Consider the following 24831-nt stretch of genomic DNA (forward strand, 5'->3'; position numbering starts at 1 on the left):
CATGACCAATGGCTCCAGGAGCGACAGAAAGGAGCGAAAACACTATGACTGAACATCTGCTGTCCGTCGAACAGTTGGAGGTTTCCTTTTTCACACGTGAGGGGGAGAATCAGGCGGTTCGAGGGGTTAGCTTTCATATTGATGCTGGAGAAACGGTAGGAATCGTAGGAGAATCCGGTAGCGGTAAAAGCGTTACAGCCAAAGCCATCATGTCTATGATTGCCCCGCCGGGCAAGCGGCTGAATGGCGATATTCGTTACCGGGGAGAAAGTCTGACGGCTCTGACGGAAAAGCAATGGCGCAAAATACGCGGGAACCAGATTGCGATGGTCTTTCAGGACCCGATGACCTCGCTGAACCCGGTCAAGAAGGTCGGCTATCATCTGGTGGAGGTGATTCGCAGACACCGGGGACTGAGCAAGGAGGCGGCTACGAAAGCCGCTGTGGAGCTGCTGCGACAGGTGGGGATTACCGAGCCGGAGCGCCGTATGAACCAATACCCGCATCAATTCAGCGGGGGGATGCGTCAGCGGGTAATGATCGCGATGGCGCTCTCGTGCAGCCCGGAGCTGTTGATTGCTGACGAGCCGACCACAGCGCTGGACGTGACGATCCAGGCGCAAATTCTGGAGCTGCTCAAGACGTTGAAGCAGCAATCCGACATGGCGATTGCCCTGATCACCCATGATCTGGGTGTCGTCGCCCAGGTGTGCAGCCGTGTCATCGTGATGTACGGCGGCATGGTAATGGAGGAGGGGCGCGTGGACGATATCTTTTATCGTCCGGCCCACCCGTATACGCAGGGCCTGCTGCGCTCTGTGCCGCAGCGCACGAACGGCTTCCGCGAGCGGCTGGTGCCGATCGAGGGCACGCCGCCGGACCTGCTGGACCCGCCGTCGGGCTGTCCGTTCATGGAACGGTGCCCGCACGCGTTTGCCCGCTGTGTAGAGCGGCCGCCGATGGTGGAGCTTCGCCCGGATCAGCGGGCGGCCTGCTGGCTGAACGAGCCGGACGCTGTGCCTGCCGGAGTCTACGAGACGCCCGAAGCGGGCCATGTGGAAGGGAGGGTTTAACGTGAGTGAAGTGAGCAATGCAATGGGCGAAAGTCAGCCCCTGGTGGAGGTACACCAGCTTAAGAAGCATTTTGTAACAGCCAAGGATCTGTTGGGACGCAGCTCGGAGGTGCTCAAGGCGGTTGACGGCGTGAGCTTCCAGATCAAGCGTGGTGAGACGTTCGGATTGGTCGGCGAGTCGGGCAGCGGTAAATCGACGGTTGGACGCTGCCTGACGCGGTTATACGATTATACGGAAGGAACGGTGCGCTTTGACGGTCAGGATATTTCCAAACTGAACGATAAGCAGCTCAAGCCGCTGCGTCGGCGCATTCAGAGCATTTTTCAGGACCCGTATTCCTCGCTTAACCCGGGTATGAACGTGCTCGACCTGATTGGCGAGCCGATGGATATTCACAGATTGCATCAGGGCAGTGAGCGTAAGGATGCCGTCGTGGCTTTACTTGAAAAGGTCGGACTGAAGCGGGAGCACTTGTACCGCTACTCCCATGAATTCAGCGGCGGACAACGCCAGCGGATTTCTATCGCGCGTGCTTTATCCGTGAAACCGGAGTTTATCGTATGCGACGAACCGATTTCGGCGCTGGACGTGTCTATTCAGGCACAGGTCATTAACACGCTGGAGGATCTCCAGCAGGAATTCGGGCTGACGTATCTGTTCATCGCCCATGATTTGTCGATGGTGCGGCATATTTCAGACCGGATCGGTGTGATGTACCATGGACGATTGGTGGAGGTAGCCGATGCAGATGAGCTGTATGAGCAGCCAGCCCATCCATATACACAGGCGCTGCTGTCCTCTATCCCGGTGCCTGATCCGAGAGCAGCCGGAGAGCGGGACGGTTTTGGGGCGGGGTTTGCCCAACCAGACGGTTCTTTGGCATGGGACAAGGACGGTGAGAGTGCCGCTGAGCTGCGTGAAATCAGTCCTGGCCATTATGTAGCGTACCCGGTTAACCGTTAGGTTAAGGCTGGTGTACGATGTGCGTGATCAACAAGGAGGCGAGAAACAATGACTGAATCGACGAAAAGAGTACGTATTTCCCAATGGGACGCGCTCATGCTGGAATCTTTACGCGCATTAGGCTGGTCTGATGAGGAGCTAATCCGTCGGGTGCAGCACAATGAACTGCCGTCGGACGGACAGTCCGATTTTGATTATGCAGAGCTTGCCACCGGGCTGGCGTCCAAAGAGCCGGAGATTTTTGCAAGCGCCGTAGCTGACGGATATCAGATTAAGTACAACACGATACGGGGAATCCGTTCATGGATTGCCGCTGCATTTGGGCGGGAGCCTGAGCTGTCACTGGAGGAAGGAAGCGAAGCCGTTACATCTGAGCTGACGAAGGTTGAGTATGCTCGGCTGGAGCAGGTGCTGTCGTTCGGCTGGTCGATACAGGAAGATCGGCCCGCGACTGGTGATGTTGCGGGATTGTACCGAATTGTGCCTGCTGTGCAGACGGTGTAAATCATGGGTTCTGTTCTGAGTAAGACACTTTACCGGAATTGTAACGAGCTGACCAATGCGGCCAGCTCGTTTTTTAATACAACCCTGTTCAAGTGTGGGAGGGCTCTTGGGAACCAGTTGCATTCGTGGGATGATCCATTTGTGGCACCGACACCTGTATTTCATTAGTAGTCTTTCGTGGTTCAGCTTCTGAATAGCTACCGTTTTCATCTTTTTCATACAGCACAACCAGACTATTGTGAATGATCCGTGTTATGAAGTAAAAGACAATCATTCTGGCAGGCTGCATAATGGCTTCGAACATCATAATCGTCGATTCCATATGAGGTAATTGACTGAGGAAAACCCGCTCCACGATCCCTCCGGCAAACCAGACGAAATACAGCGGAATGATCAAGTGTCGGATGTAAGATGCTTTACGTTCTAGCCCTGAATGGCGGGATAAGTAGCTGTGGATAGTGGAAAAAGTGTTTTTGATTCCCCAAAGGTTGAAAATCGGAATCATACGGACAACCGTCCCGAAGGCTCGAATCGGATAATCGGCATGCTTTTGTCGGATGGCTTTATGTACTTGGACTAGCCAGATCAGATAAATCACAATACATATGTAGTAAAGAACAAAGCTAAAGACGGTAACTTTCTGCTCCAACTCGTATAGGTTCTCATAATAAGTCTCATTTGCAAAAACATAAACCACCGTAAAAATAAGAATAAGCAATTCGCATATAACACCCACCGCTAACAAGGCTTGCAGCGCAATGCCAACCGTTTTCGATGGAAATGCTTTGGATTGTAAATCATTCAAGATACAGTTCCCCCTAGTCTAGTTGCTTCAAATACGCGATAGCTTCCTCCAGCGTCTCCACGGGGATAATGCGCAGCTTGAGTCCATGTTCCTTTTGAACACGGGCAGCTTCTGCTTCGTTGCCTTCCTCACCGAGCCAATCATAATCTGCGGGTACGAAAAACAGATCAACCTTCGCGGCCTCTGCCCCCAGCAGCTTTTGTTCCAGTCCACCGACCGACCCGACATACCCGTACTCTTCCATCGTGCCGGAGCCTGCGATTTTGTGACGTCCGCCATCCGAGAAGTCGATAGCATTGGTTTCCTCATACAGTCCGATGCCTGTCATCAGGCCCAAGGAGTTCCCCGAAAGTCCCCCCAAATGATTCAATAGCTCTGCATAGCGAGCATCTTCAAAACGGCTCAGATCGGATAAAGCTTCGGATTCCTCATTTGTTTCTGTGTCTGTACTTAATTCCGCAGCTGCATGAACAGCCTGCATGGCTGAATATTTTAGCGTATCCGTCTCTGTGAGGTCCTTTTGATAAGTATCCACCTCATCAGGGGGAAGGGGCTCAAACTTAATACCTCCCCCGGTTACCTTTTCACTGGAATAGATATTCCAACGCTCCACGAGATTGTTAGCTATCCCCGCTTGAACGGACGCAAAAAACACACTTCCCTGAACGCCCAGCTCTTGGACCGAATGCATTTCTCCCTGCAAAATATACTGTGCGGGCATAGGCCGTGTCGCAACAAAGGCAGCGATAGCAGGGATTAACAATAGGGTGAAGATAAGTATACGTTCTTTGGTCATGCCGAATGACACTTCATTCACAACCTTTCCATCTTTTCTCATACGGTATATCATCGGTTGGAATAGTTAGAATGGTTACATTTTCCACCATAAATGAACCATGAAAGTATAAAATCAAACTCTCTTTTTTTATGATATAGTTTTCATACATACTGACATAAGAGAGTTGAGGTGCAGCATGGCAACACTACAAATTGCCGATCCATTCGTCAATCCGGAATTACGCGCGTTTCTGGCAGGCGCAGAGGATCAGGAGCAGGTGCAGGAGTTAATTTTACAGACTGCCAGATGGCTGCACAGCAAGGGTTCCACTCAATGGGGCAAGTTATTGAAAGGGAAGGATGATCATAATCTGGGAGGCGCTATTTCGCGCGGAGAGGTGATCATTTTTCGAACATCAGAGGGGCATACCTTGGCTGGCTCCATGATTCTGCAACAGCAGCCCAGTGCATGGGATCGTAAGTTGTGGGGGCTAGATGATGCTGATTCCGACGGAGGAGCCTCAGTATATTTGCATCGCCTGGTTGTGGATCGGGATAGAACCGGGAAGGGACTAGGCCGCGAACTGGTGCAATGGGTTGAAAAGGGAATCCGTTTCACAGGCAAGGACCGAATCCGATTAGACTGTATTGCGGGGAATGACAAGCTTAGCCAGTTTTACAGACAATGCGGCTACACTTATATAGGTGAAACGGATGGCTTTAATATTTTTGAAAAGATGCTATCGAATTGAGCAAAAGGACGTCTGTACAAACAGACGTTTTTTTGTTTTTGGAACCCGTCCTGAATTGCAGGATGGACAGGTAGGTTGGGATAGAATCACTCTATCCCAATATACGGCTAACCACGAATTAAAGTGTTTTATAAATGAGGTTTATCGATATTTAAAACGTCATAAACAAATATAATAAATATATATTACGTATTATATATTGAAATAACCACTTATTTTGTGTTACAACTTTAAGTAAACCTATAGATCAGTTCAGGCATGTATCTCGATAAGTGGAGGGAATGAATTCAATGTTGAAAAGAGTGTACTCATTTAACGAAGGTAAGTTGGGGATGAAAGCGCTACTAGGAGGAAAAGGCGCCAATCTAGCGGAAATGACGACACTGGGTCTCCCGATCCCTCCCGGCTTTACGGTGACTACCGAGGCGTGTCGAGCCTACTTTACTTCCGGCGGCAAGCTCCCGGAGGGTTTGTTGGGAGAAATCGTCATTGCCCTGCACGACGTTGAGGAAGCCCAGTCGGCTATATTCGGAGATACGGAGCGGCCTTTGCTGGTATCTGTCCGCTCAGGCTCGGTAGCCTCAATGCCCGGTATGATGGACACGATACTGAATCTGGGTCTGAATGATGAAACCGTGCGTGGATTGGCAGAGCAGACGGGAAATGAAACCTTCGCCTATGACTGTTACCGCAGATTTATTCAAATGTTTGGCGAAGTGGTGCTGGGTATCGAATCCAATTATTTTGACCAGCTTCAGGAGCAGAGCAAGCAGACCCATGGGCGTGGCACTGACCAGGAGGTTAGCGCGGAAGAATGGAAGGAACTGATCGCACATTATAAAGAGCTTGTCGCGCAGCAGAGCGGACAGCCGTTCCCACAGGATGTGTATAAACAGCTGCAGCTGGCAGTAGAGGCTGTATTCCGCAGCTGGAACAATATGCGTGCCAAGGTGTACCGGAAGGCTTACGGCATTCCAGATGAACAAGGAACAGCAGTGAACATTCAGGCGATGGTGTTTGGCAATCTCGGCAATGACAGTGGAACAGGTGTGTTATTTACCCGCAACCCATCCACAGGTGTGAATGAACTGTATGGTGAGTATATGGTAAATGCTCAGGGAGAGGACGTCGTGGCAGGGATAAGAACGCCCAACCCTATTCCTCAACTTTTGGAAGAGCAGCCGTTAGTCTATGGTCGTCTGGAAGAGCTGGCTTCCTTGTTAGAACGCCATTACCGGGATATGCAGGATATCGAATTTACGATTGAAAAAGGAAATCTGTATCTGCTACAGACGCGTAGCGGCAAAAGAACAGCGCAGGCGGCTGTAAAAATAGCTGTAGATCTGGTAGAGGAAGGGATTATCAGCCAAGAGGAGGCTATCCAACGGATCGAACCGTCCCACATGGAACAACTGCTACATCGCTCCATTGATGCTTCCACATCGCTGGTTGCGATTGCCCAAGGTCTGCCTGCATCGCCCGGCGCAGCAAGTGGACGGATTGTATTCGACGCAGATACGGCAGAGAACTGGACGAAGGATGGGCAGAAAGTCATCCTTGTCAGTGTAGAGACCTCACCCGACGATGTTCACGGAATTATCGCCGCCGAAGGCGTGCTGACGAGTCGAGGGGGAATGACCAGCCATGCCGCTGTGGTTGCGAGAGGCATGGGTAAACCCTGCATTTGCGGCTGCGACGCGTTGAGCATTGACCTGTACAGTCGGAGCGTTAGTATCGGTAACCTGACCTTTCAGGAAGGGGAAAATATTTCGATCGATTCGACCTCTGGGCAGGTGTACCAAGGCAGTTTGTTGCTCAACGAGCCAGTCATTACACCGGAGCTGCTGAAGCTGCTGGAGATTGCGGATGAAATTCGGACGTTGAAGGTCTACACCAATGCGGATACGCCACTCGACGCCGCCAAAGCTCGGGAATTTGGAGCTGAGGGCATCGGGCTGTGCCGGACAGAGCATATGTTTTTCTCGGGCCAACGGCTGCCTATCGTTCAGGCGATGATTTTGGCCGAGGATCAGGAGGAGCGGGTTCTGCATTTGAATCGTATACTCCAAATGCAACAATCCGACTTTGAGGCTATGTTCAGTGCGATGGACGGTTTACCGATGACGATTCGCCTGCTGGACCCGCCATTACATGAGTTCCTGCCGAACCTGGAGCAGCTTCAGGAGCAACAGCGGGAGCTTGAGCTTTCCGGCGGCCATGTGGAGGAGCTTCAACGTCTTAAAAGCACCATCTCCAAGGTGCACGACCTGCGGGAGATTAACCCTATGCTGGGATTGCGCGGTGTTCGGCTGGGCATTCTGTTTCCGGAGATATACGATATGCAGGTTGAAGCGATCTTTAAGGCCGCGGAAGCAGCACTGCGCAGGGGCGTGGATGTGAGACCAGGGATTATGATTCCGCTGGTCGGTCATTCGAATGAACTCAAGCAGATGAGAGAACTGGTCGATGAGGTGGCAGCTCAAGTGCTTAGCGAAGAGTTTAAGTGGTTCAGGTATCGGGTGGGCACCATGATTGAGGTTCCAAGAGCCGCCCTGCTGGCAGACAGCGTGGCCCAGTACGCCGACTTTTTCTCCTTTGGAACCAATGATCTGACACAAATGACCTTTGGTTACAGTCGGGATGATGCCGAAGGTAAATTCCTCGGCTCCTATATGGAAAAGAATATTCTGGATACGAACCCTTTTCAGGTGTTGGATCAGGATGGCGTAGGCAAATTGATCGAATGGGCTGTTATCAAGGGTAAGGAGAAAAAGCCTTTTCTGGAGACAGGTATCTGTGGGGAGCATGGCGGGGATAGTGAGTCTATTCTCTTTTGTCACCGCAGCGGACTGGACTATGTCAGCTGCTCACCGTACCGGGTGCCATTTGCCCGCATTGCCGCCGCCCAAGCAGCTTTGCTTGTCAGAGCAGAGCAGCCTGAGGGAGCGTTGTCCGTTTTGTAGCTGAAAGTAGTCTCTACATTTCAATAACACATTTAAGGCTGCCTTGATCCAAAGGCTGCCTTCTTCGTTTTACACTATATAGGGGAAAGTTCCGTCAGGAAGTGAAAATTTTAGTTATACATGAAAAATGGGGATATCGCGTCTCCCTCTTTTACATATGATGATAAGAGAAGTTTTTGTAAGCGCTTCAAACCAGGGTGACATACAACTATGCGAAGCTACAGGAGGCGGTTAAGATGGACAATTACATGAGCTGGATAAAAATTGGTTTTTTTCTCAGTGTTCTGTTTTTACTTGCAGCGGCTTGCACTACCTCTCCCAAGCTGGAAAACACGGAAGGGAAAAAAGTCCGGCTGACCATGCAAGTCTGGGGGAATCCTGCGGAGGTGAAGGTGTACCAGCGGGCACTGGATGCCTTTGAGAAGGAAAACCCGAATATTGAGGTTAAGCTGGTGCCTGTACCGGGAGACCAATATGAGCAAAAGCTGCTGACCCAACTTCAGGGAAGCCGCGGGCCGGACGTGTTTTATTCGTATGAGCCGACCATTGCGCGTTTGATTGGGGCGAAGCAGGTACAGCCTTTGGGTGAATTTTTAAAAAGTGATGCCAGTAATGTAAAAGCCGAGGATTTTCCAGAAGGATTGTGGGGTCCGGCGAAGCGTGATGGGGAAATCTACGGGGTCACTCCCGACTCGAATCCGATGGTGATGTATTACAACAAAAAGGTCTTTAAGGATGCCGGTGTGAAGACACCGCAGCAATATTATGACGAGGGCAAGTGGAACTGGGACGCTTTTGAGGAAGTCACATCGAAGCTGAAAGCTGCCGGAAAGCAGGGCTATATTGCAGAAAACTGGTGGGCTCACTGGTATTCATGGGTGTGGTCGAATGGTGGCCGGATTTTTGATGAACAAGGCAAGTATGTACTGGATCACAATGAAAAGGGCAAGGAAGCCTTCCGCTTCATGTACGATATGGTGAACAAGGGAAATGCGGTATATCTCGGTTCGCTTCCCAAGGGGCAGGGAGCAGATGCGATGTTCATGTCCAACCAGGTCGGTATGCTGGCGGCGGGAAGATGGCTGGAGCCCTTGTTCAGTCAAAATAAAAGTCTCGACTTTGATTATATTTACTGGCCTTCCAATACGGGCAAAAATGAACCTGTCGCCATTCCGGTTGCTTACGTAGCCGTAAACAAAAACAGTCCGCATCTGCAAGAGGCCATGAAGTTGGCCGCATTCTACGTCTCGGTGAAGGGGCAGGAGGCGCGACTGGTTGAGGGTGGGAATGCCATGGGTACGCTTGCCGCAGCAGATGAGAGCATTATGAAAAAGGCGATGATTGAGCATTCAAGCTATTTGACCGAAGGACGTGACAAAGGGAATGCGCATGGTTCCGCATTAGCCTACGACGCTCAGGTACCGGGATTAAACTCGGATATCACGGAGACGATTGACCTGATGTTCCTCGGCAAGCAGGATGCGACGGCAACGATTGAGAAGCTGAATCAGATCATATCCAAGGCGGTCAAGTAGGCACGGAATAAGGCCGTGACCGGGGAGGAAGGTGACAAGATGCAGAAAAAGCATCAAGCGCTGTGGGGCTATCTATTCATTAGCCCCCAGTTTCTGGGTCTGTTATGTTTTTCGCTATTGCCGCTGCTGTATGCGCTTTACTTAAGCTTTGTAAACTGGGATGGTTTTGGCATTACGGTGATCGTTGTGACAGCTATGCTGATTAGCGCGTTTATGACGGCGTATGCTTTTGCTAAAATCCGTTTTCCAGGTTCTGATTAGTTACCTCTTAAAAAGTCAGAATTTTGCCTTAAAAACAAGCAAGGAATTCGAGTCGTCCATATAGAAGTTGTTGTTGTCGAGGCGACAAAAGCTTCATCGAGGCGCTCTGAATTCCTTAAATGTAACAATTCTACAAGGTACTTCGAAATCCTATTCTGAGGTGTCAAAGCACCGCAGGCTGTAGCGACCGTGGATTTTCAACACTTGTATCTTAACTGTACAAATGAAGGAGTGGTATGCCGTGAAAGTCGTAATTTGTGAAGACGAATGTTATTGGGGCGATGCGTTAAAAGCGTCTATATCTCAGTGGGCTTTAAATAAAAATATAGAGCTGAAATGTGCTGATTTTTATTCGTCCCAGAAATTAATTCAATATCTTAATGCTCACATAGATATAGACGTAGTTTTGCTCGATACTTCGCTAAGTAGTGAAGAAGATATTGATGGGATGACTACAGCAAAGCATATCCGGAAAATGGGGAATCAGGTACCTATCATTTTTGTTACAGTTGATTCTGCTCGTGCTATTGACGGATATTTAGTTGAAGCAATGGGCTTCTTGAAAATACCTATTGACGAGAAGCGACTTTCGCTATTTTTGGATAGGGTAGTGAAGCGAAAAAAACCGGAACGAGTATTTACTATTATATCAGAGTCCACGATAAATATTGTTCGTCAAAGTGATATAGTTTTTGTGGAAGTGAATAATCATACAATAATCTATCATACAACAAAAGAGGGAATATATCTTAGAGGAACATTAAATAAAGTTATGCAGTTATTAGGCTGTGAGAATTTCATCCAGATACATAGGTCATATGTGATTGCAAAATCTAAAATCTACAGAGTAAAAATAACTTATCCATATTCCGTCGATATTTTCAATGGTCATGAGATTACCCATCTTCCCGTGAGCAGAAATTATATTAATAACCTGCTTGAGGTATACTCAGATGATGTATTGCAGTGAATATTATGAATACAGTATGCCTTCTTGTAAAACGGAAATTTACTCGTATTTCATGCTGTTTACGTCATCAACATACTATCTACGCCAGTCCATTGAAATTTCTTCTGTACTGTTTGATAATCTAGACACAACAGAAGAAACGATTGACTCATATTCAAAACTACGAAAGGAGAATGCGAGTGAAATAGACTTTTACGTTATGCATTTTAGAGATTATCATGCTTCGTGGCTTGCCCAGAACGATGCTTATATGGCGGCAATTTTGAAAAATAAAGTATCTAAATCGTGAAAGGAGTACAATATGAAATTTGTCAAAAAAAGCGTTAGTTATATTTTGGCAGTACTGCTCATGTACGGTGTTTTAGTAGTTCCCTCTTTCGCGGCAAGTGAAACAACACCGCAAGTGGCTAAGGAAGAGGCGAAGAATACAGAAATTCAATCCATGCCCTCGATACCGTATTCTGCAATGGATACTCAAAAATTTGATAATCTAGATGAAATATCTCCGAACGAAGCGAAAAAGATTTCCACAGATTCTACCCAGAGCAGAACCGTTAAACCGCAAAGCGCATGGGGTATCTCCGAACCTGTATTTGTAGGAGATGGCACTCTCAGTGAATCATTTGATAGTTATGTGGTTTCTCTCACTGCAAAGCAGCTTTCATTTCTAAAGCTGGATTCCAGCAATACAAATTTGTTGGCTATTCTGTACAATGTCAATGCCAACGGCTCGTTAGGCAGTTCTACTGGATGGGGTGTTAAAGCAAACGGAGGTCACTCATACGTTAATATCCCGGCAGGTAAATATGCGATTGTAATTGGTTCTGCAACAGGTGAAGAAAGGGGTAACTATAAATTGATGTGGAATGCTTCAAATCCATCGGGTGCTTCTGCCATTATCAATTGTACAGCGGACCTTTCCAGAGTAGTCTTGTATTATAATCTTTCAACAATCCGCAGTAACGGAGATAATATCTTGACAGGACTCAAATGGGAAAATTCCGAAACATGGTATACCCCGAATGGGTATTCCGCTAGAGATATGAGCATGTCAGTAGCTGAAGTAAAGGGTGTATATTTGGGGTCATTCTCCAGTAGTGTACCCTATTCCGCTCCAAATGCCTTACTGATTGATATCAGTAAGGGATCATGGCTCTATATGAACAGCTATTATCGTAATGTAGAGGGAGATGTAACGCACATTATGGATTACTTCGATCTTTCTGGTCTTAAAACTCCGAGAACCTTTGGAACAGAGCATACCGATTTTTCGTATGGTCCTAATTACATCGTTATTAATTTGGACACATTCCAAGTTTGTGAGTTCTTAAGTCCATTTAATTATCATTATACTTCAGACGGTGGCCGCACTTATTCGCTTACCAAGCTACAAAAAATTTCTTAAAGCGAAAATAACCTACTGCTTATCTATCTCAATACACCGGAGAAATTCACGGTTCCGGTGCTGCTCGTCTATATGATTGCTCAAAAACAAATTATCGAAGGCATTACCTTGACAGGTATCAAGGGGTAGGGGCGTTTCCCTGCTCCTTTTTCTGTTCTTTTCGATACTGTAACGGGGTATGTCCAGTTAATTGCTTGAACACACGACCAAAGTGAGCGATGCTGTCAAAGCCCGTTTTTTCAGCAATGGCGGTCACCTTCCAGCTCGTTTCTCTCAGATACGCTCGTGCTTGCTGAACCCGGACATCCTGAAGATACTCTACTAAGGTAAAGCCTGTGGTCTGCTTGAAAATACGGCACAAATACGTACTGCTGATATAAAAATGCCGTGCCAGTTGATCCAGGGTCAGCCTCTCCGCATAATGGGCATGCAGGTATTCGATGACCGCATACACTCGCTGCTGCTTCTCGCTGCGTTCCGGCGCAATGGTGTCGGGGGTGGAGGATTGTATGCGGCCGATTCGGATAAGCAGCTGGAGCAGCAAGCTTTGGAGATACATATGGCGGTATGCATGGTCTTGATGATACTCATCCAGCATTTGCTGGAACAGATGCTCCAGCTCGCGCTGTTCCTCCGCCGAAGGGCGAAGCAGAAAGCTTTTCTCCGGCAGGAGGGGCTGCTTCTGATCGCTGGACGGGGCGTCAGGCATCGACGTGGCAACAAACGCTTCATCAAAATTGATCAGAATCCGTTCATGGCTACCGTTGCCCTTGTTGCTCGTGCGATGAAAATCGTGTTTGCTGATCCAGATCAGATCGCCCTTCTGTAGAGCGTATACCCGCTGATTAATGTAATAGTAGCGCTCTCCTGCCAGCAGATAATAGATTTCATGTGCTTGGTGAACATGGTCAGCGGACATGCTGAACGGCTCTGTCCGTAGCGCTTGCTCGATGGCAAAACGGGGTGTGGCGATCACATCAACGGTCTCCTTTACGAGAAAATTCAAATGGATAATATATGTATACTTTAAGGACGAATTCACAATAAATGCGAAGAATTCGCTCTTTCTTATACTATAAAATAAAAGTAATTCATGCAAAGGGTGTGTGCCAATTGGCTAAAATCAAATATGCACTTGTGGGTACTGGAGGAAGAGCCGAATTTTTTTACGGTGAAGTTGTTACCGTTTTCAAGGATACCTCGGAGCTGATCGCGTTCTGTGACGTCAATCAGACGAGAATGGACTATGCCAATCGGCTGTTGCAGGAGAAATATGAGCACGAGCCGATTCAGACCTATAAAGCCCATGAATTTGAACGAATGATTGCAGAAACGAAGCCGGATATCGTGATCGTCACGACCATTGACCGTGTGCATCATCAGTATATTATCCGGGCGATGGAGCTGGGCTGTGATGTTATTTCCGAGAAGCCGATGACGGTGGATGAGGATAAATGCCAGGATATTTTGGACGCCATAGATCGCACGGGACGCAAGCTACGCGTCACCTTTAACTACCGCTATGCGCCGCATAATACGAAAATCCGCGAGATTATTATGGACGGGACGCTTGGTGATATCTTGTCGGTCAATTTCGAATGGCTGCTGAACACACAGCATGGTGCGGATTATTTCCGTCGCTGGCACCGGGATAAGCGCAATAGCGGCGGTCTGCTGGTGCATAAATCGACGCATCATTTCGATCTAATGAACTTTTGGCTCGGCTCAAAGCCGGAGACCGTGTATGCGATGGGCGATCTGAAATTTTATGGCCGGGAAAATGCGGAACAACGTGGTGTGACTGAGTTCTATCAACGGGCTTACGGCAGCAAGGCGGCAGAAGATGATCCTTTTGCGTTGCATCTGGACCGTAACGAGCACCTGAAAAGCATGTATCTGGATGCCGAGCATGAGGATGGCTATGTGCGGGATCAAAGCGTATTTGGCGACAATATTAGCATTGAGGACACGCTTAGTGTCATGGTGAAGTACAAGAACAAGACAGTCATGAACTACTCGCTGAATGCTTACATGCCTTGGGAGGGCTTTATCATCGTGTTCAACGGCACCAAGGGACGAATGGAGGTTCGGGTATCCGAGCAATCCTACGTTAATTCCGGGGGCAGTAAGGCAGACGAGGGGGCGTTAAAAGAAAAAACCATTACGATCTATCCCCACTTTGCAGCACCTTATGAGGTGGAGGTAGAGGAAGGCGTGGGTGGTCATGGCGGTGGTGATCCGGTCATGCTGCGGGATATTTTTGATAAGCCAGCAGATGATCGGTTTCATCGCGCAGCCTCACATATCGACGGTGCATGGTCCATTTTGACCGGTATTGCCGCCAACCGTTCTATTCGTACAGGTCAGCCAGTAAAGGTGGAGGAACTGGTTCATTTGTAAAGACTGGCAACCACTAAAATAACCAAGAAGCCCCCCTGTTTATCTTATGGACAGAGGGGCTTCTTGGTATTTTACTGTCAGCGGCGGCAGAGTTTCTGTTAGTTGTCGTAGGGTACTTATTTCATTATTTATCGGCAGTCAGTTCACGGGCTCCCAGTTGTTGTACAGGACGATGGTTATCGGGAAAAAGGGTGGCGAACTGACTGATTTGGTCGGCCGACATTTCAATGGGTTGTTCCAGCACTGTCCAGTTCACATGCTCTGTGCAAGGCGGAGTGGTCAGAGATCCGTTATAGCGAATCGAGTGCAGGTCCTTCGGCAGAAGAGTAGCGAGATTCAGTTCTCCCTCCAGAGCCTCTTCCTGGGAAACATCTTTTGGCAGTTTGGACCAAATACGGCTGAAAGCCTCATTCTCCTTGCCGCCTTGAATGAGTACGCCTAAGACGGCGGTGCTGCCGTTGTCACCCTGATGAACAAAATGAAGCTCCATATCGGCATTTTTACCATCTATTTGGTGTTCACTGGGATGATGGAAGTGAAACTGCTTTAAAGTGAATTTAGTACCGTCCAGTACAATATTATTACCGGGGCTGGCTGCATTGATTTGAACGGTGTGTCCATTATTCAGAATGGATACTTTCGTATTGGTGTAGTGAACCTGTATCGGCTGCTGCGTTTGCGAAGCTTCCATTCGAGTATGTTCTATGTTGACAGGGGATTGTTCGTGGCCGCTACCACAAGCGGCGAAATCCTTTTCCAGCTCTCCCCAATGCTCCGGTCCCTCCTCTCCCTCATAGGACCAGTGTGGATTTTTCTGAACAACCGCATGGGCGTCGCTAGTCGGTGAAGACGAAGTGTTCGTAGATTTGGAAGTGGCGGGCTGAGCATTACATCCGGTTGCCGACACAACCAGGAAAATAGCAAACATGCTGGACAAGCAAACTCTCCAGTTTTTTTTCATTGTGCATGATCCTTCTTCCCAAAGTAGAGTATGTGAAACTTTTTACATTGTAAATTATTGTACAAAGTTTCATCAAGGGTACAAGGACTTAGGAAGAAGGAAAGGGTGTACTCTTTTTTACAGCTTGTTAAGAATGTTATCCTCCAGTACAGCGGATTTATCCCCGTACTCTTTAATAATATGCTTTTCTCCCCAGGCGCACAGAGAATCCAAAATGCCCTTCAGACTACATCCGTATTCACTAAGCTCGTACTCCACTTTGGGAGGCACCTGATTGTAGCTAATTCGATTGACGATGCCGTCTTCCTCTAATTCCCGGAGCTGCTGCGTCAGCATTTTTTGTGTAATCGAAGGCATGATGCGTTTCAATTCGCTTGTCCGCATTTTCCCATGTGTCAAATGACACAGGATTACACACTTCCATTTCCCACCGATAACCTCTAAAGTCGCCTCAACCGAGATATTGTATTTTTTCTGACCCAATGTCGATCCCTCCGTGTGTTTCACCTTTTGTTTAGGGTACTTTTTGGTACCTATATCACTAAAAAGTACGTACTGTTCATACTTGCCTGAATAACTCATAATAACATCTGCTGGTCGAAGATTTCTACAGGCAGAAATAAAGATAGGAGTGAAAGACATGTCGTCAGACTCAAAACGAAGTATTTGGCCATTACTGGCTTTAGCCGTAAGCGCCTTTGCCATTGGGACAACCGAGTTCATCAGCGTGGGACTGCTTCCCCTGATCGCTGAGGACTTGCACATATCCGTAACCATGTCCGCCTTAACCGTCACGTTGTATGCCTTAGGGGTAACCATCGGGGCTCCCGTTTTGACCTCGTTAACATCAAGTGTTCCCCGTAAAACGCTGCTGCTGTGGATCATGATTGTATTTATTGCAGGCAACAGCCTCGCAGCGTTCTCCGGTGGAATTGTCATGCTGCTGATTGCGCGCGTGGTCTCGGCGTTCTCCCACGGGGTGTTCATGTCCATTGGCTCCACCATCGCAGCCGATCTTGTACCCAATGACCGCCGAGCCAGTGCCATTTCCATTATGTTCTCCGGGCTGACCGTAGCCACGGTCACGGGTGTACCCTTGGGAACCTTTATCGGGCAGCAATGGGGCTGGCGAGCGGCCTTCATGGCGATTGTGATCGTCGGTGTGGTGGCACTCATTGCGAATCTGATTTTGCTGCCATCCACTCTGCGAAAGGGGAACAGAACCCCTTTCCGCGAGCAAGTCAAACTGGTTACCAATGGCCGCTTGCTGCTTGCATTTATCATTACAGCCTTGGGGTATGGAGGCACGTTTGTGGTGTTTACTTATTTATCTCCATTGCTTCACGACATAACCGGATTTAAGCAGAGTACGGTAACGTTTATTCTTTTGCTGTATGGAATTGCGATTGCTATTGGGAATGTTATGGGTGGAAAAGCTGCAAACCGCAAGCCGCTTTCAGCTTTATTTTACATGTTCCTGATTCAAGCAATTGTCCTGCTCGTTCTGTTGTTCACAGCTCCTTTTAAAACCGCTGGACTGATTACGATCTTTTTTATGGGATTGCTTGCGTTCATGAACGTGCCCGGCCTACAGGTATATGTGGTGATGTTGGCTGAACGTTTTGCCCCCAAAGCCGTAGATGTCGCTTCCGCCGTCAATATTGCAGCCTTCAACGCCGGGATAGCCATTGGAGCATACGTGGGTGGAAGGGTGACTGATTCCTTGGGTCTTATTCATACGACCTGGATCGGGGCGATTATGGTTTTCGCTGCGGTTCTTCTCACAGGCTGGAGTCGCACGCTAGAAAAAAGGGATACGGCTGCTGCTTAAATGGAATATTTATGAAAGATACAGAGGATATAAGTTGAACTGGAAAAATGAAACACAAAAACGGAGTAGTCGGAATGGTGGCTGTACAAGCGAAGCGATCGCTTTTGTCCCCGGATTTCTACCTTAAACCTAGGCTTCATTTAAGAAATCCGGGGGCGGTGGCGATGGGAAGCACCATCCGACTGCGTAGTGGCACGATAAGAAACTTTTAGTTCAGCTTATATAGTAGATAATTTAGGAAGGAAGATAAACAATGACTCAAAACTTACAAAGCACAACAACATTGCACAACGGAGTTCACATGCCTTGGTTCGGAATCGGGGTATTTAAGGTGGAGGAAGGCTCAGAGCTGGTCGATGCCATCAAGGCGGCTGTGAAGCATGGTTATCGCAGTATAGATACAGCCGCAGCCTATGCTAACGAAAGTAGTGTAGGACAAGCCATCCGGGAAGCTCTTCGGGAAAATAACCTGTCCAGAGAAGACCTTTTCGTAACGTCCAAAGTGTGGAATGCCGATCTGGGGTATGAAGAGACACGGGCAGCCTATGAAGCAAGCCTGGACAAGCTGGGTCTGGACTATCTGGATCTGTATCTGATTCATTGGCCGGTTCAAGGGAAGTATAAAGAAGCCTGGAGAGCTTTAGAGTCCTTATATAAAGAAGGGCGGATCAAGGCTATCGGAGTCAGCAACTTCCAGATTCATCATTTGGAAGACCTTATGAAGGATGCTGAAATCACGCCAATGGTGAATCAGGTGGAATTTCATCCACAATTAACACAAACCGAGCTACTGCAATTCTGTCAAAAGAACAATATTCAAATGGAAGCCTGGTCCCCGTTAATGCAAGGCCAATTGCTTGATCATGCGGTACTGCAAGACATAGCGACCAAGTATGAAAAATCGGTGGCGCAAGTGATTTTGCGCTGGGATGTGCAGCAGGGAGTTGTCACCATTCCCAAGTCTACCAAGGCGCATCGGATTGTCGAAAATGCCGACATTTTTGATTTTGAATTGACGCAAGAGGATATGGACCGAATTCAGGCGTTAAATGCGAATCATCGTGTAGGTCCCGATCCGGATAACTTTGATTTTTAAACTCTATTTCCAAGATACGCCGTTCCTTTCTTTAATGAAAGGAGCGGTGTTTTTTGTCCTTGATGGGTCTGGAGCCACAGCATTCCAACCCCGCCATATGGTATTATAGGGTATGATAAAAGAGACGTTTTGGAAGCTTGTGAAAATGAAGACAATCCGGGGGACCTCATGAATAAGACGATTGCAGATATAGCCCAAATGGCTGGCGTGGCCAAGAGCACGGTATCCCGTTTTTTGAACGGCGGGGCTGTCAGCGTGGATACGAGACGTAAAATTGAAAAGGTGGTCAAGGCCACGGGTTATGTGCCTAATACCTTTGCCCAGAGCCTGAAAGCAAAGCGAACTAACATTATCGGAACCGTTGTGCCGCGTCTGGATTCCTTTGCCACATCCCATACGCTGATGGGTATAGATGAAGAACTTCGGGCCCAGCATTATCAGATGCTGATCTCGAATACGAGCCAGGATGTGAAACGTGAAATCGAAGCCATTTACGAGTTGGGTCGGCAAAAGATTTCCGGCATTATTTTACTGGCTGCTGAAATTACTGACGAGCATCTGACCGCGATCCGCGACATTGCGATTCCGGTTTTGCTGGTGGGGCAGCAGCACACGCAGCTTCACAGCCTTATCCATGATGACTACCGGGCGGGATATGATATCGGCGCATATGTTCTGTCACAGGGCCACCGTGAAATTGCCTACGTCGGCGTTACGGAAAAGGATGTCGCTGTCGGTGTGCGGCGCAAGGAGGGCTTTAAGCAGGCTGTTCGGGATGCATTGCCCAATCAAGCTCATAGGGACGATGTGAAGCAACTGGAGCGATCCGCCGGGTACGATATCAGATACTATGAAACCGGTTTTAAAATGTCCGATGCACGGGTGGCTGCGTCTGCGATTTTAGATGGATTTAAGCCGTCGTTAATGGTGTGTGCTACGGATAATATTGCGCTTGGCGTGATCAACGCGGCATATTCCAGAGGGATTGCCATTCCGTCGGAATTGTCGGTGACTGGCTTCGGGGGATACGATATTACGGAGGTGATTCATCCTGCGCTAACAACCGTGCAATATCCTTACATGGAAGCAGGACGCGTAGCGGCGCAAAATATTGTACGGCTGGTAGAACACAAACCGGTAGAGAAAGTGACTGTTATGAATTATTCTCTTATAGAGAGAGAAAGCGTTGACAAACGCTGAACAGGTGGATTATAATTTCTACGAAACCGGTTCCATAGCCTCGGGCACAAGTGGAATCGGTTGCAAATCCATGGATGAGTATATTTTTTTAATCGTACAGGAACCGGTTCCTATACATTATTTTTTTCATCAAATTGGAACCGGTTCCCGAGACGGAAGTTTTAATAAGAATGAGGTACACCTATGAAAATGACAAAAGAACAAAAGTATCGACTGATTGAGCAGGCAGAGCCCGGTGAAATAGCCAGCTTGGAGAAAAAGGTGGAGCAATGTCACTGGCGGCAGGAGTTTCATATTCAGCCATCGACAGGCTTGCTCAATGATCCCAATGGCTTTTCTTATTATCAGGGTGAATACCATTTGTTCTATCAGTGGTTCCCGTTTGGAACCGATCATGGAATGAAATACTGGTATCATTTGAAGTCCAGAGATTTGGTCACATGGGACGACGCAGGCATCGGTATCGCACCGGGAGATTATTTTGATTCACATGGTGCTTATTCAGGTAGCGCGATGGAGCATGAGGGCAAGCTGTATATGCTATATACGGGAAATACACGTGACGGGGACTGGATCAGACATCCTTATCAATGTATTGCCGTTATGGATGAGAGCGGTCTCATTACAAAATGGGAGCATCCCGTTATTCCGAACGTGCCGGAAGGATATACGGATCATTTTCGTGATCCCAAGCTGTGGAAGGACGGAGACAGCTTTTACTGTGTGATCGGTGCCCAGAGAGCGAATTTAACAGGCTGCGCCGTCCTTTATCGGTCAACCGACCTCCATACGTGGCGATTTGAGGGGGAACTGCACACAGGGCTGGAGACGTTTGGCTACATGTGGGAATGCCCCGATTATTTTGAACTGGACGGCTCGGGTGTATTGGTATTTTCTCCTCAGGGCCTGGAGCCTTCCGGGGATGAGAATCACAATATTTATCAGTCGGGTTACGTGATCGGCAAGCCGCTGGATACCGGGACCAGAATATTGGAGCATGGGGCATTCCGCGAGCTGGACCGTGGCTTTGACTTTTATGCACCGCAGACGATGATCGACCCGCAGGGGCGGCGTATCATGGTGGCATGGATGGGATTACCGGATATCGATTGTCCGACAGATCCGAACGGATGGGCGCATTGCCTGACGCTGCCGAGGGAGCTTACGCTTCATGAGGGCAAACTCATACAAAGGCCGATTCCTGAGCTGACTACGCTGCGTAAAAAGCGTGAGGAACGGGTAGCCGACACATTAACGTCGGAGAGCAAAACCTATACGGGCTTCAAGGGTACGGCTTATGAGCTGATTTGTGAGTATGATCTTTTGAGCGCCAAGGCATGCGGTATTGAATTCCGCGCAAGTGCGACCGAGAAAACGGTGATCCGATATGATGCCGTTAGCCGCAAGCTTGTGTTGGACCGTTCGCAATCGGGTGAGCCTGTCGCTGCTTCGTATGGTGAGATAAGACAGTGCGCCATGAATGGGAACCGTATCAAGCTTCATCTGTTCGTGGATACGTCTTCGGTGGAAATTTTCGTCAATGATGGGGAAGAGGTGTTCACCAGTCGTATTTTTCCGCACCCAGAGAGTGACGAAATACGCTTTTTTGCCGACAAGGGAGAGGCTCTCTTCCAAGCGGTAAAATGGGATTTTACATGAATATTCAAAATCATCAAGTGGATCGTTAATCATCAATAACATAACGGAATGAACGAGAGGATGAACATCATGGCGGAGAACCGGGAAATAGCCAAAGAAGTGATCCAAGCAATCGGTGGGAAGGATAATATTGAGTCCTTTGCTCACTGCGCGACACGCCTGCGGATTATGGTGCATGACAAGGAGAAGATTGATCAGAAAAAGGTCGAAGAAATCGACAAGGTCAAAGGAGCTTTTTTTAACTCGGGACAGTATCAGATTATTTTTGGTACAGGTACGGTCAATCGGATTTTCGAAGAAGTCGAGAAGCTCGGAGTAACCGGAACATCTAAAGAAGAAGTGAAGAGTCAGGCGAAAAAGGAAGGCAACGTCTTCCAACGCTCCATTCGTACCTTTGGCGACGTATTTGTACCGATCATTCCGGTGCTGGTTGCTACGGGGCTGTTCATGGGATTGCGCGGTTTGCTTACCCAGCCGCAAATTCTGGCCCTGTTTGGCATGACGCCGCAGGATATTTCACCGAATTTCCTATTGTTTACCCAAGTATTGACGGATACGGCTTTTGCTTTTCTACCTGCGCTGGTCGCGTGGTCAGCCTTTAGAGTATTCGGCGGCAGCCCAGTGCTCGGTATCGTTCTCGGTTTGATGCTGGTGAACCCGGCCTTGCCCAACGCCTATGCTGTTGCGGACGGCTCAGCTCATCCCTTGACTATGTTCGGCTTCATCCCTGTAGTCGGTTATCAGGGCTCGGTATTGCCAGCGTTCTTCGTGGGTCTGATCGGAGCCAAGCTGGAACGGGGGCTGCGCAAACGGGTACCCGAAGCGCTGGATCTGATTCTTACGCCATTTTTAACACTGTTGATCATGATTATACTGGGGCTGTTTGCCATCGGTCCGGTTTTCCATTCTCTCGAAGAGTGGGTACTGCAAGGAACGACGTTTGTACTGGATTTGCCTTTCGGTATCGCAGGGATTGTCATCGGTTTTCTGCATCAGATTATCGTAGTTACGGGTGTGCATCATATATTTAATTTTCTGGAAATTCAACTGCTCGAAAAGAATGGCGTAAATGCCTTCAACGCGATCATTACTTGCGCTATGGCTGCCCAAGGTGCGGCTTGTCTGGCAGTTGGGCTGAAAACGAAGAACAGCAAGCTGAAGGCGTTAGCGCTTCCTTCCTCGTTGTCCGCTTTTCTGGGGATTACGGAGCCGGCTATTTTCGGTGTTAACCTGAGATATATGAAGCCTTTTGTCATGGGGCTGATCGGTGGGGCGGTCGGTGGGTTTATCGCTTCGCTCTTCCATTTGGCGGCTACAGGTATGGCCATCACGGTCATTCCGGGTACATTGCTCTACATGAACCACCAGCTTCCGCTTTATATCTTGGCGAACGTGGCTGCTATGGCAGTAGCTTTTGTCCTGACCTGGATTTTTGGCTATAATGATAAAATGCTGGAGGAAGTCAAAACAGCAGGTTCCTCCAATTAACACCACCCTGGTGGTAGGAATAAGAAAGCACACGCCTAGGAATTAAATGTAACGGTCGTTCTACTTTGGAGCGCTCTCGCCCCTTGTTAAAAAGGGCTGCTAGAGAAAGTATCCAAGTGGGGCGGCCGTTTTTTTTTTGAAATTTAGTATTTCGTACCCGGTTACGCATCATGACTTTGATTGCCAGTCAGTTCGGAAGCGCAACGGGTTGCCAGAGTATTTACAATGACATGGACTTGGGTCGTAGAATAGTTTCCTTCCTTTAATGCGGTATTCCTTGACAAACTGTAGCGATTTTTATCAAATCCCGAAAAACAAAATTTTATGTAAATCATGTAAAAATTTCAAAAAATATATATACGATGGTTATTTTGTGTGTTATCATATAGAAGTTGTTAAAATTTAGTATTTGGAGGCAATTATCTGTGAAAAAACTTCTTGTAACAATGCTAGTTATTATGTTGGTGGCCATTGGGCTGAATCCTGCAAGCTCTTATGCAGATTCATCTTCATCGGCTAAAGACGCTTCTAACCAGTCCCTATTCCCACCCTACTCCTCAATTGTTAATTCGGATACGCTCTTGAGCGGCTTGACGCTCGAGGAGTATAATGAAGCTATAGCCAATGCAGTTCCACTGGAGTCAGTAATTGTAAAAAGTGATAAAACTCAATCTATTGAAAAAATTTCCCCTATGGCTGTGCCATCTTGGTCATTTAGCCACCTAGGTCGTAACGATGGATTTTGGTCAGATAAGTTTTCAATTGGTTATGCAGGGTATGTACCTGTAAGTGTGGTGCAGTGGGGAGATGATAGTTCTTGGTCTCAACCTGATGTTGGTTATACACTCGTGAGTAGAGATTATTTGGGCAAGGTTCGCATGGTTTCTGGAAGATATACAGGCACGAATACAAAATTTGAAATCAAGGTACCAGAAGCTGGACAATACCAAATGTTAGTAAATAATTTTAATGACTACACTATTTCAGGGAACGGATTCATGGGTTATTAAATTTTGTTAATTGGATTATTTTTGGAAGGGAGGAAGTGAGTGTGAACAAGCGACTCAGACCAGTAGTTATTATTTTAAGTCTAATTGTCGTTGTCGGAGGGGCGGTGGCTGTTATCAAAAGTCAGACCTTTGCGAACAGCAGTAAGCCTCAAACCCAAACTACCAATGATCCTGACTGGCTCACACCTGAGAAAAAGAAGGAGATAAACGAGAAAGTGTTATCTTCACAAGCAGAAATTATACACTCAAAATATGGAGATTTTTTCCCTGTTGAAGTTCCGAATGAGTATCCAAGCGATCAGGTTGCAAATCGGGACAATCAAGAGGAGATAACAGCTCAGACAAAGCAAATTATCAAGAATAATTTTGTTTACGAAAAAAAAGAGTGAAAAAATTATTTTTTCTAGAACGCTCGTAAAAATGAGCGTTCTTTTTTGTGCGCCATGCATGGCGCGTAACTAGGCGGTGAAAGTCCGCTATGGGGGCTGACAGTTGCCAAGCTGGAGTGGGCGCTTTGCAAACGGGTACCCGAAGCGCTGGATCTGATTCTTACGCCATTTTTAACACTGTTGATCATGATTATACTGGGGCTGTTTGCTATCGGTCCGGTTTTCCATTCTCTTGAAGAGTGGGTACTGCAAGGAACGACGTTTGTACTGGATTTGCCTTTCGGTATTGCAGGGATTGTCATCGGCTTCCTGCATCAGATTGTCGTCGTTACGGGTGTGCATCATATATTTAATTTTCTGGAAATTCAACTGCTCGAAAAGAATGGCGTAAACGCCTTCAACGCGATCATTACTTGCGCTATGGCTGCCCAGGGTGCGGCTTGTCTGGCGGTTGGACTGAAAACGAAGAACAGCAAGCTGAAGGCGTTAGCGCTTCCTTCCTCGTTGTCCGCTTTTCTGGGGATTCCGGAGCCGGCTATTTTCGGGGTCAACCTGAGATATATGAAACCATTTGTCATGGGCCTCATCGGTGGGGCGGTCGGCGGCTTTATCGCTTCGCTCTTCCATTTGGCGGCTACAGGTATGGCATCTACTGTTGGCGAAGCTCCATATGTAGCATCAACTGATGAAGTCTTTGCATGTAAGGGGAATTTATAAAAATGGAATAAACAGTAATAAAGTCCCGTCGTAAAACTCTATAAAATTCTAACTATAAGACCAATAGAACA

Annotated in this window: 22 protein-coding genes and 3 pseudogenes; 20 read left to right on the forward strand and 5 right to left on the reverse strand. The window is 47.8% G+C overall.

Annotated features, from left to right (window positions below):
* Positions 1-44: 44 nt before the first annotated feature.
* The 3 genes from ABIA61_RS21920 to ABIA61_RS21930 are packed head-to-tail and all read left to right on the forward strand — an operon-like array spanning position 45 to position 2541.
* The gene (locus ABIA61_RS21920; protein WP_283654199.1) at positions 45-1073 is read left to right on the forward strand and encodes an ABC transporter ATP-binding protein; all 1029 of its coding nucleotides are present in this window, start codon (positions 45-47) and stop codon (positions 1071-1073) included.
* A 22-nt stretch (positions 1074-1095) separates the two neighbouring features.
* The gene (locus tag ABIA61_RS21925; protein WP_283656171.1) at positions 1096-2037 is read left to right on the forward strand and encodes an ABC transporter ATP-binding protein; all 942 of its coding nucleotides are present in this window, start codon (positions 1096-1098) and stop codon (positions 2035-2037) included.
* 48 nt (positions 2038-2085) lie between these two features.
* Positions 2086-2541: a hypothetical protein gene (locus ABIA61_RS21930; RefSeq protein ID WP_283654200.1), complete on the forward strand. Its 456-nt coding sequence runs from the start codon at positions 2086-2088 to the stop codon at positions 2539-2541.
* Positions 2542-2629: 88 nt separating this feature from the next.
* Here the strand turns inward: ABIA61_RS21930 and ABIA61_RS21935 are convergent, their stop codons facing one another.
* Both ABIA61_RS21935 and ABIA61_RS21940 read right to left on the reverse strand, forming a co-directional pair.
* The gene (locus ABIA61_RS21935) at positions 2630-3346 is read right to left on the reverse strand and encodes a hypothetical protein (protein ID WP_404581255.1); all 717 of its coding nucleotides are present in this window, start codon (positions 3344-3346) and stop codon (positions 2630-2632) included.
* 13 nt (positions 3347-3359) lie between these two features.
* Positions 3360-4184, reverse strand: coding sequence for a hypothetical protein (locus ABIA61_RS21940; RefSeq protein WP_404581256.1), 825 nt, complete (start codon positions 4182-4184; stop codon positions 3360-3362).
* A 136-nt stretch (positions 4185-4320) separates the two neighbouring features.
* On the opposite strand from ABIA61_RS21940, the gene ABIA61_RS21945 reads away from it, so the two are divergent.
* The 7 genes and pseudogenes from ABIA61_RS21945 to ABIA61_RS21975 all read left to right on the forward strand — a co-directional run.
* A complete protein-coding gene (locus ABIA61_RS21945) occupies positions 4321-4875 on the forward strand; it encodes a GNAT family N-acetyltransferase (RefSeq protein ID WP_283654203.1) in 555 nt (184 codons plus the stop codon).
* Between the two features lie 290 nt (positions 4876-5165).
* Entirely contained in the window at positions 5166-7838 is a 2673-nt protein-coding gene (gene ppdK / locus ABIA61_RS21950; protein WP_283654204.1) for a pyruvate, phosphate dikinase, read from the forward strand.
* A 236-nt stretch (positions 7839-8074) separates the two neighbouring features.
* Complete coding sequence (locus ABIA61_RS21955; protein WP_404581257.1) at positions 8075-9373, forward strand: ABC transporter substrate-binding protein; 1299 nt, start codon at positions 8075-8077, stop codon at positions 9371-9373.
* A 39-nt stretch (positions 9374-9412) separates the two neighbouring features.
* Positions 9413-9559: pseudogene (locus ABIA61_RS21960) on the forward strand (sugar ABC transporter permease); the annotation flags it as partial.
* Positions 9560-9875: 316 nt separating this feature from the next.
* On the forward strand, positions 9876-10604 hold the full coding sequence (locus ABIA61_RS21965) for a LytR/AlgR family response regulator transcription factor (RefSeq protein ID WP_283654207.1): 729 nt from the start codon (positions 9876-9878) through the stop codon (positions 10602-10604).
* A 301-nt stretch (positions 10605-10905) separates the two neighbouring features.
* Entirely contained in the window at positions 10906-12009 is a 1104-nt protein-coding gene (locus ABIA61_RS21970) for a hypothetical protein (RefSeq protein WP_283654208.1), read from the forward strand.
* Positions 12010-12027: 18 nt separating this feature from the next.
* Positions 12028-12138 (forward strand): annotated as a pseudogene (locus tag ABIA61_RS21975) (carbohydrate ABC transporter permease); the annotation flags it as partial.
* Here the strand turns inward: ABIA61_RS21975 and ABIA61_RS21980 are convergent.
* Positions 12128-12985 carry a helix-turn-helix transcriptional regulator gene (locus ABIA61_RS21980; protein ID WP_283654209.1) on the reverse strand — a complete coding sequence of 286 codons (858 nt, stop codon included), beginning with the start codon at positions 12983-12985 and terminating at the stop codon, positions 12128-12130. The pseudogene ABIA61_RS21975 and the gene ABIA61_RS21980 overlap by 11 nt on opposite strands.
* A 137-nt stretch (positions 12986-13122) precedes the next feature.
* On the opposite strand from ABIA61_RS21980, the gene ABIA61_RS21985 reads away from it, so the two are divergent.
* Positions 13123-14409, forward strand: a complete 1287-nt coding sequence (locus ABIA61_RS21985; RefSeq protein WP_044644947.1) for a Gfo/Idh/MocA family protein — start codon at positions 13123-13125, stop codon at positions 14407-14409.
* A gap of 124 nt (positions 14410-14533) precedes the next feature.
* Here ABIA61_RS21985 and ABIA61_RS21990 read toward each other — a convergent pair whose 3' ends face one another.
* Positions 14534-15370: a carbonic anhydrase gene (locus tag ABIA61_RS21990; protein ID WP_283654210.1), complete on the reverse strand. Its 837-nt coding sequence runs from the start codon at positions 15368-15370 to the stop codon at positions 14534-14536.
* A 117-nt stretch (positions 15371-15487) separates the two neighbouring features.
* Positions 15488-15853, reverse strand: a complete 366-nt coding sequence (locus ABIA61_RS21995) for a winged helix-turn-helix transcriptional regulator (protein WP_014279306.1) — start codon at positions 15851-15853, stop codon at positions 15488-15490.
* 157 nt (positions 15854-16010) lie between these two features.
* Between ABIA61_RS21995 and ABIA61_RS22000 the strand changes: the two genes are divergently transcribed.
* The 9 genes and pseudogenes from ABIA61_RS22000 to ABIA61_RS22040 form a co-directional block, all read left to right on the forward strand.
* Positions 16011-17201, forward strand: coding sequence for an MFS transporter (locus ABIA61_RS22000; protein WP_283654211.1), 1191 nt, complete (start codon positions 16011-16013; stop codon positions 17199-17201).
* A 47-nt stretch (positions 17202-17248) separates the two neighbouring features.
* Positions 17249-17413, forward strand: coding sequence for a hypothetical protein (locus tag ABIA61_RS22005; protein WP_404529685.1), 165 nt, complete (start codon positions 17249-17251; stop codon positions 17411-17413).
* 41 nt (positions 17414-17454) lie between these two features.
* Positions 17455-18297, forward strand: a complete 843-nt coding sequence (locus ABIA61_RS22010) for an aldo/keto reductase (RefSeq protein ID WP_404581258.1) — start codon at positions 17455-17457, stop codon at positions 18295-18297.
* Between the two features lie 168 nt (positions 18298-18465).
* Positions 18466-19497 carry a LacI family DNA-binding transcriptional regulator gene (locus ABIA61_RS22015; RefSeq protein WP_283654213.1) on the forward strand — a complete coding sequence of 344 codons (1032 nt, stop codon included), beginning with the start codon at positions 18466-18468 and terminating at the stop codon, positions 19495-19497.
* Positions 19498-19680: 183 nt separating this feature from the next.
* The gene (locus tag ABIA61_RS22020) at positions 19681-21156 is read left to right on the forward strand and encodes a glycoside hydrolase family 32 protein (protein WP_283654214.1); all 1476 of its coding nucleotides are present in this window, start codon (positions 19681-19683) and stop codon (positions 21154-21156) included.
* A gap of 69 nt (positions 21157-21225) precedes the next feature.
* Positions 21226-22644, forward strand: a complete 1419-nt coding sequence (locus ABIA61_RS22025) for a sucrose-specific PTS transporter subunit IIBC (protein WP_404520904.1) — start codon at positions 21226-21228, stop codon at positions 22642-22644.
* Between the two features lie 425 nt (positions 22645-23069).
* A complete protein-coding gene (locus ABIA61_RS22030) occupies positions 23070-23654 on the forward strand; it encodes a hypothetical protein (protein ID WP_283654216.1) in 585 nt (194 codons plus the stop codon).
* Between the two features lie 41 nt (positions 23655-23695).
* On the forward strand, positions 23696-24043 hold the full coding sequence (locus ABIA61_RS22035) for a hypothetical protein (protein WP_283654217.1): 348 nt from the start codon (positions 23696-23698) through the stop codon (positions 24041-24043).
* Positions 24044-24136: 93 nt separating this feature from the next.
* Positions 24137-24700, forward strand: a pseudogene (locus tag ABIA61_RS22040) (PTS transporter subunit EIIC); the annotation flags it as partial.
* Between the last annotated feature and the right edge of the window lie 131 nt (positions 24701-24831).

This window comes from Paenibacillus sp. RC21 (genome assembly GCF_044907935.1).
In the GTDB taxonomy this organism is placed as follows: Bacteria; Bacillota; Bacilli; order Paenibacillales; family Paenibacillaceae; genus Paenibacillus; species Paenibacillus terrae_A.

Excerpts from the sequence above, each read along its gene's own strand:
- ABIA61_RS21970 (WP_283654208.1), top strand. The coding sequence starts at position 10,906 with ATGAAATTTGTCAAAAAAAGCGTTAGTTATATTTTGGCAGTACTGCTC.
- ABIA61_RS21990 (WP_283654210.1), bottom strand. The coding sequence starts at position 15,370 with ATGAAAAAAAACTGGAGAGTTTGCTTGTCCAGCATGTTTGCTATTTTC.
- ABIA61_RS21940 (WP_404581256.1), bottom strand. The coding sequence starts at position 4,184 with ATGAGAAAAGATGGAAAGGTTGTGAATGAAGTGTCATTCGGCATGACC.
- ABIA61_RS22005 (WP_404529685.1), top strand. The coding sequence starts at position 17,249 with ATGAAACACAAAAACGGAGTAGTCGGAATGGTGGCTGTACAAGCGAAG.
- ABIA61_RS22020 (WP_283654214.1), top strand. The coding sequence starts at position 19,681 with ATGAAAATGACAAAAGAACAAAAGTATCGACTGATTGAGCAGGCAGAG.
- ABIA61_RS22000 (WP_283654211.1), top strand. The coding sequence starts at position 16,011 with ATGTCGTCAGACTCAAAACGAAGTATTTGGCCATTACTGGCTTTAGCC.
- ABIA61_RS21955 (WP_404581257.1), top strand. The coding sequence starts at position 8,075 with ATGGACAATTACATGAGCTGGATAAAAATTGGTTTTTTTCTCAGTGTT.
- ABIA61_RS21930 (WP_283654200.1), top strand. The coding sequence starts at position 2,086 with ATGACTGAATCGACGAAAAGAGTACGTATTTCCCAATGGGACGCGCTC.
- ppdK (WP_283654204.1), top strand. The coding sequence starts at position 5,166 with ATGTTGAAAAGAGTGTACTCATTTAACGAAGGTAAGTTGGGGATGAAA.
- ABIA61_RS21945 (WP_283654203.1), top strand. The coding sequence starts at position 4,321 with ATGGCAACACTACAAATTGCCGATCCATTCGTCAATCCGGAATTACGC.
- ABIA61_RS22025 (WP_404520904.1), top strand. The coding sequence starts at position 21,226 with ATGGCGGAGAACCGGGAAATAGCCAAAGAAGTGATCCAAGCAATCGGT.
- ABIA61_RS22015 (WP_283654213.1), top strand. The coding sequence starts at position 18,466 with ATGAATAAGACGATTGCAGATATAGCCCAAATGGCTGGCGTGGCCAAG.
- ABIA61_RS21920 (WP_283654199.1), top strand. The coding sequence starts at position 45 with ATGACTGAACATCTGCTGTCCGTCGAACAGTTGGAGGTTTCCTTTTTC.
- ABIA61_RS21925 (WP_283656171.1), top strand. The coding sequence starts at position 1,096 with ATGGGCGAAAGTCAGCCCCTGGTGGAGGTACACCAGCTTAAGAAGCAT.
- ABIA61_RS22010 (WP_404581258.1), top strand. The coding sequence starts at position 17,455 with ATGACTCAAAACTTACAAAGCACAACAACATTGCACAACGGAGTTCAC.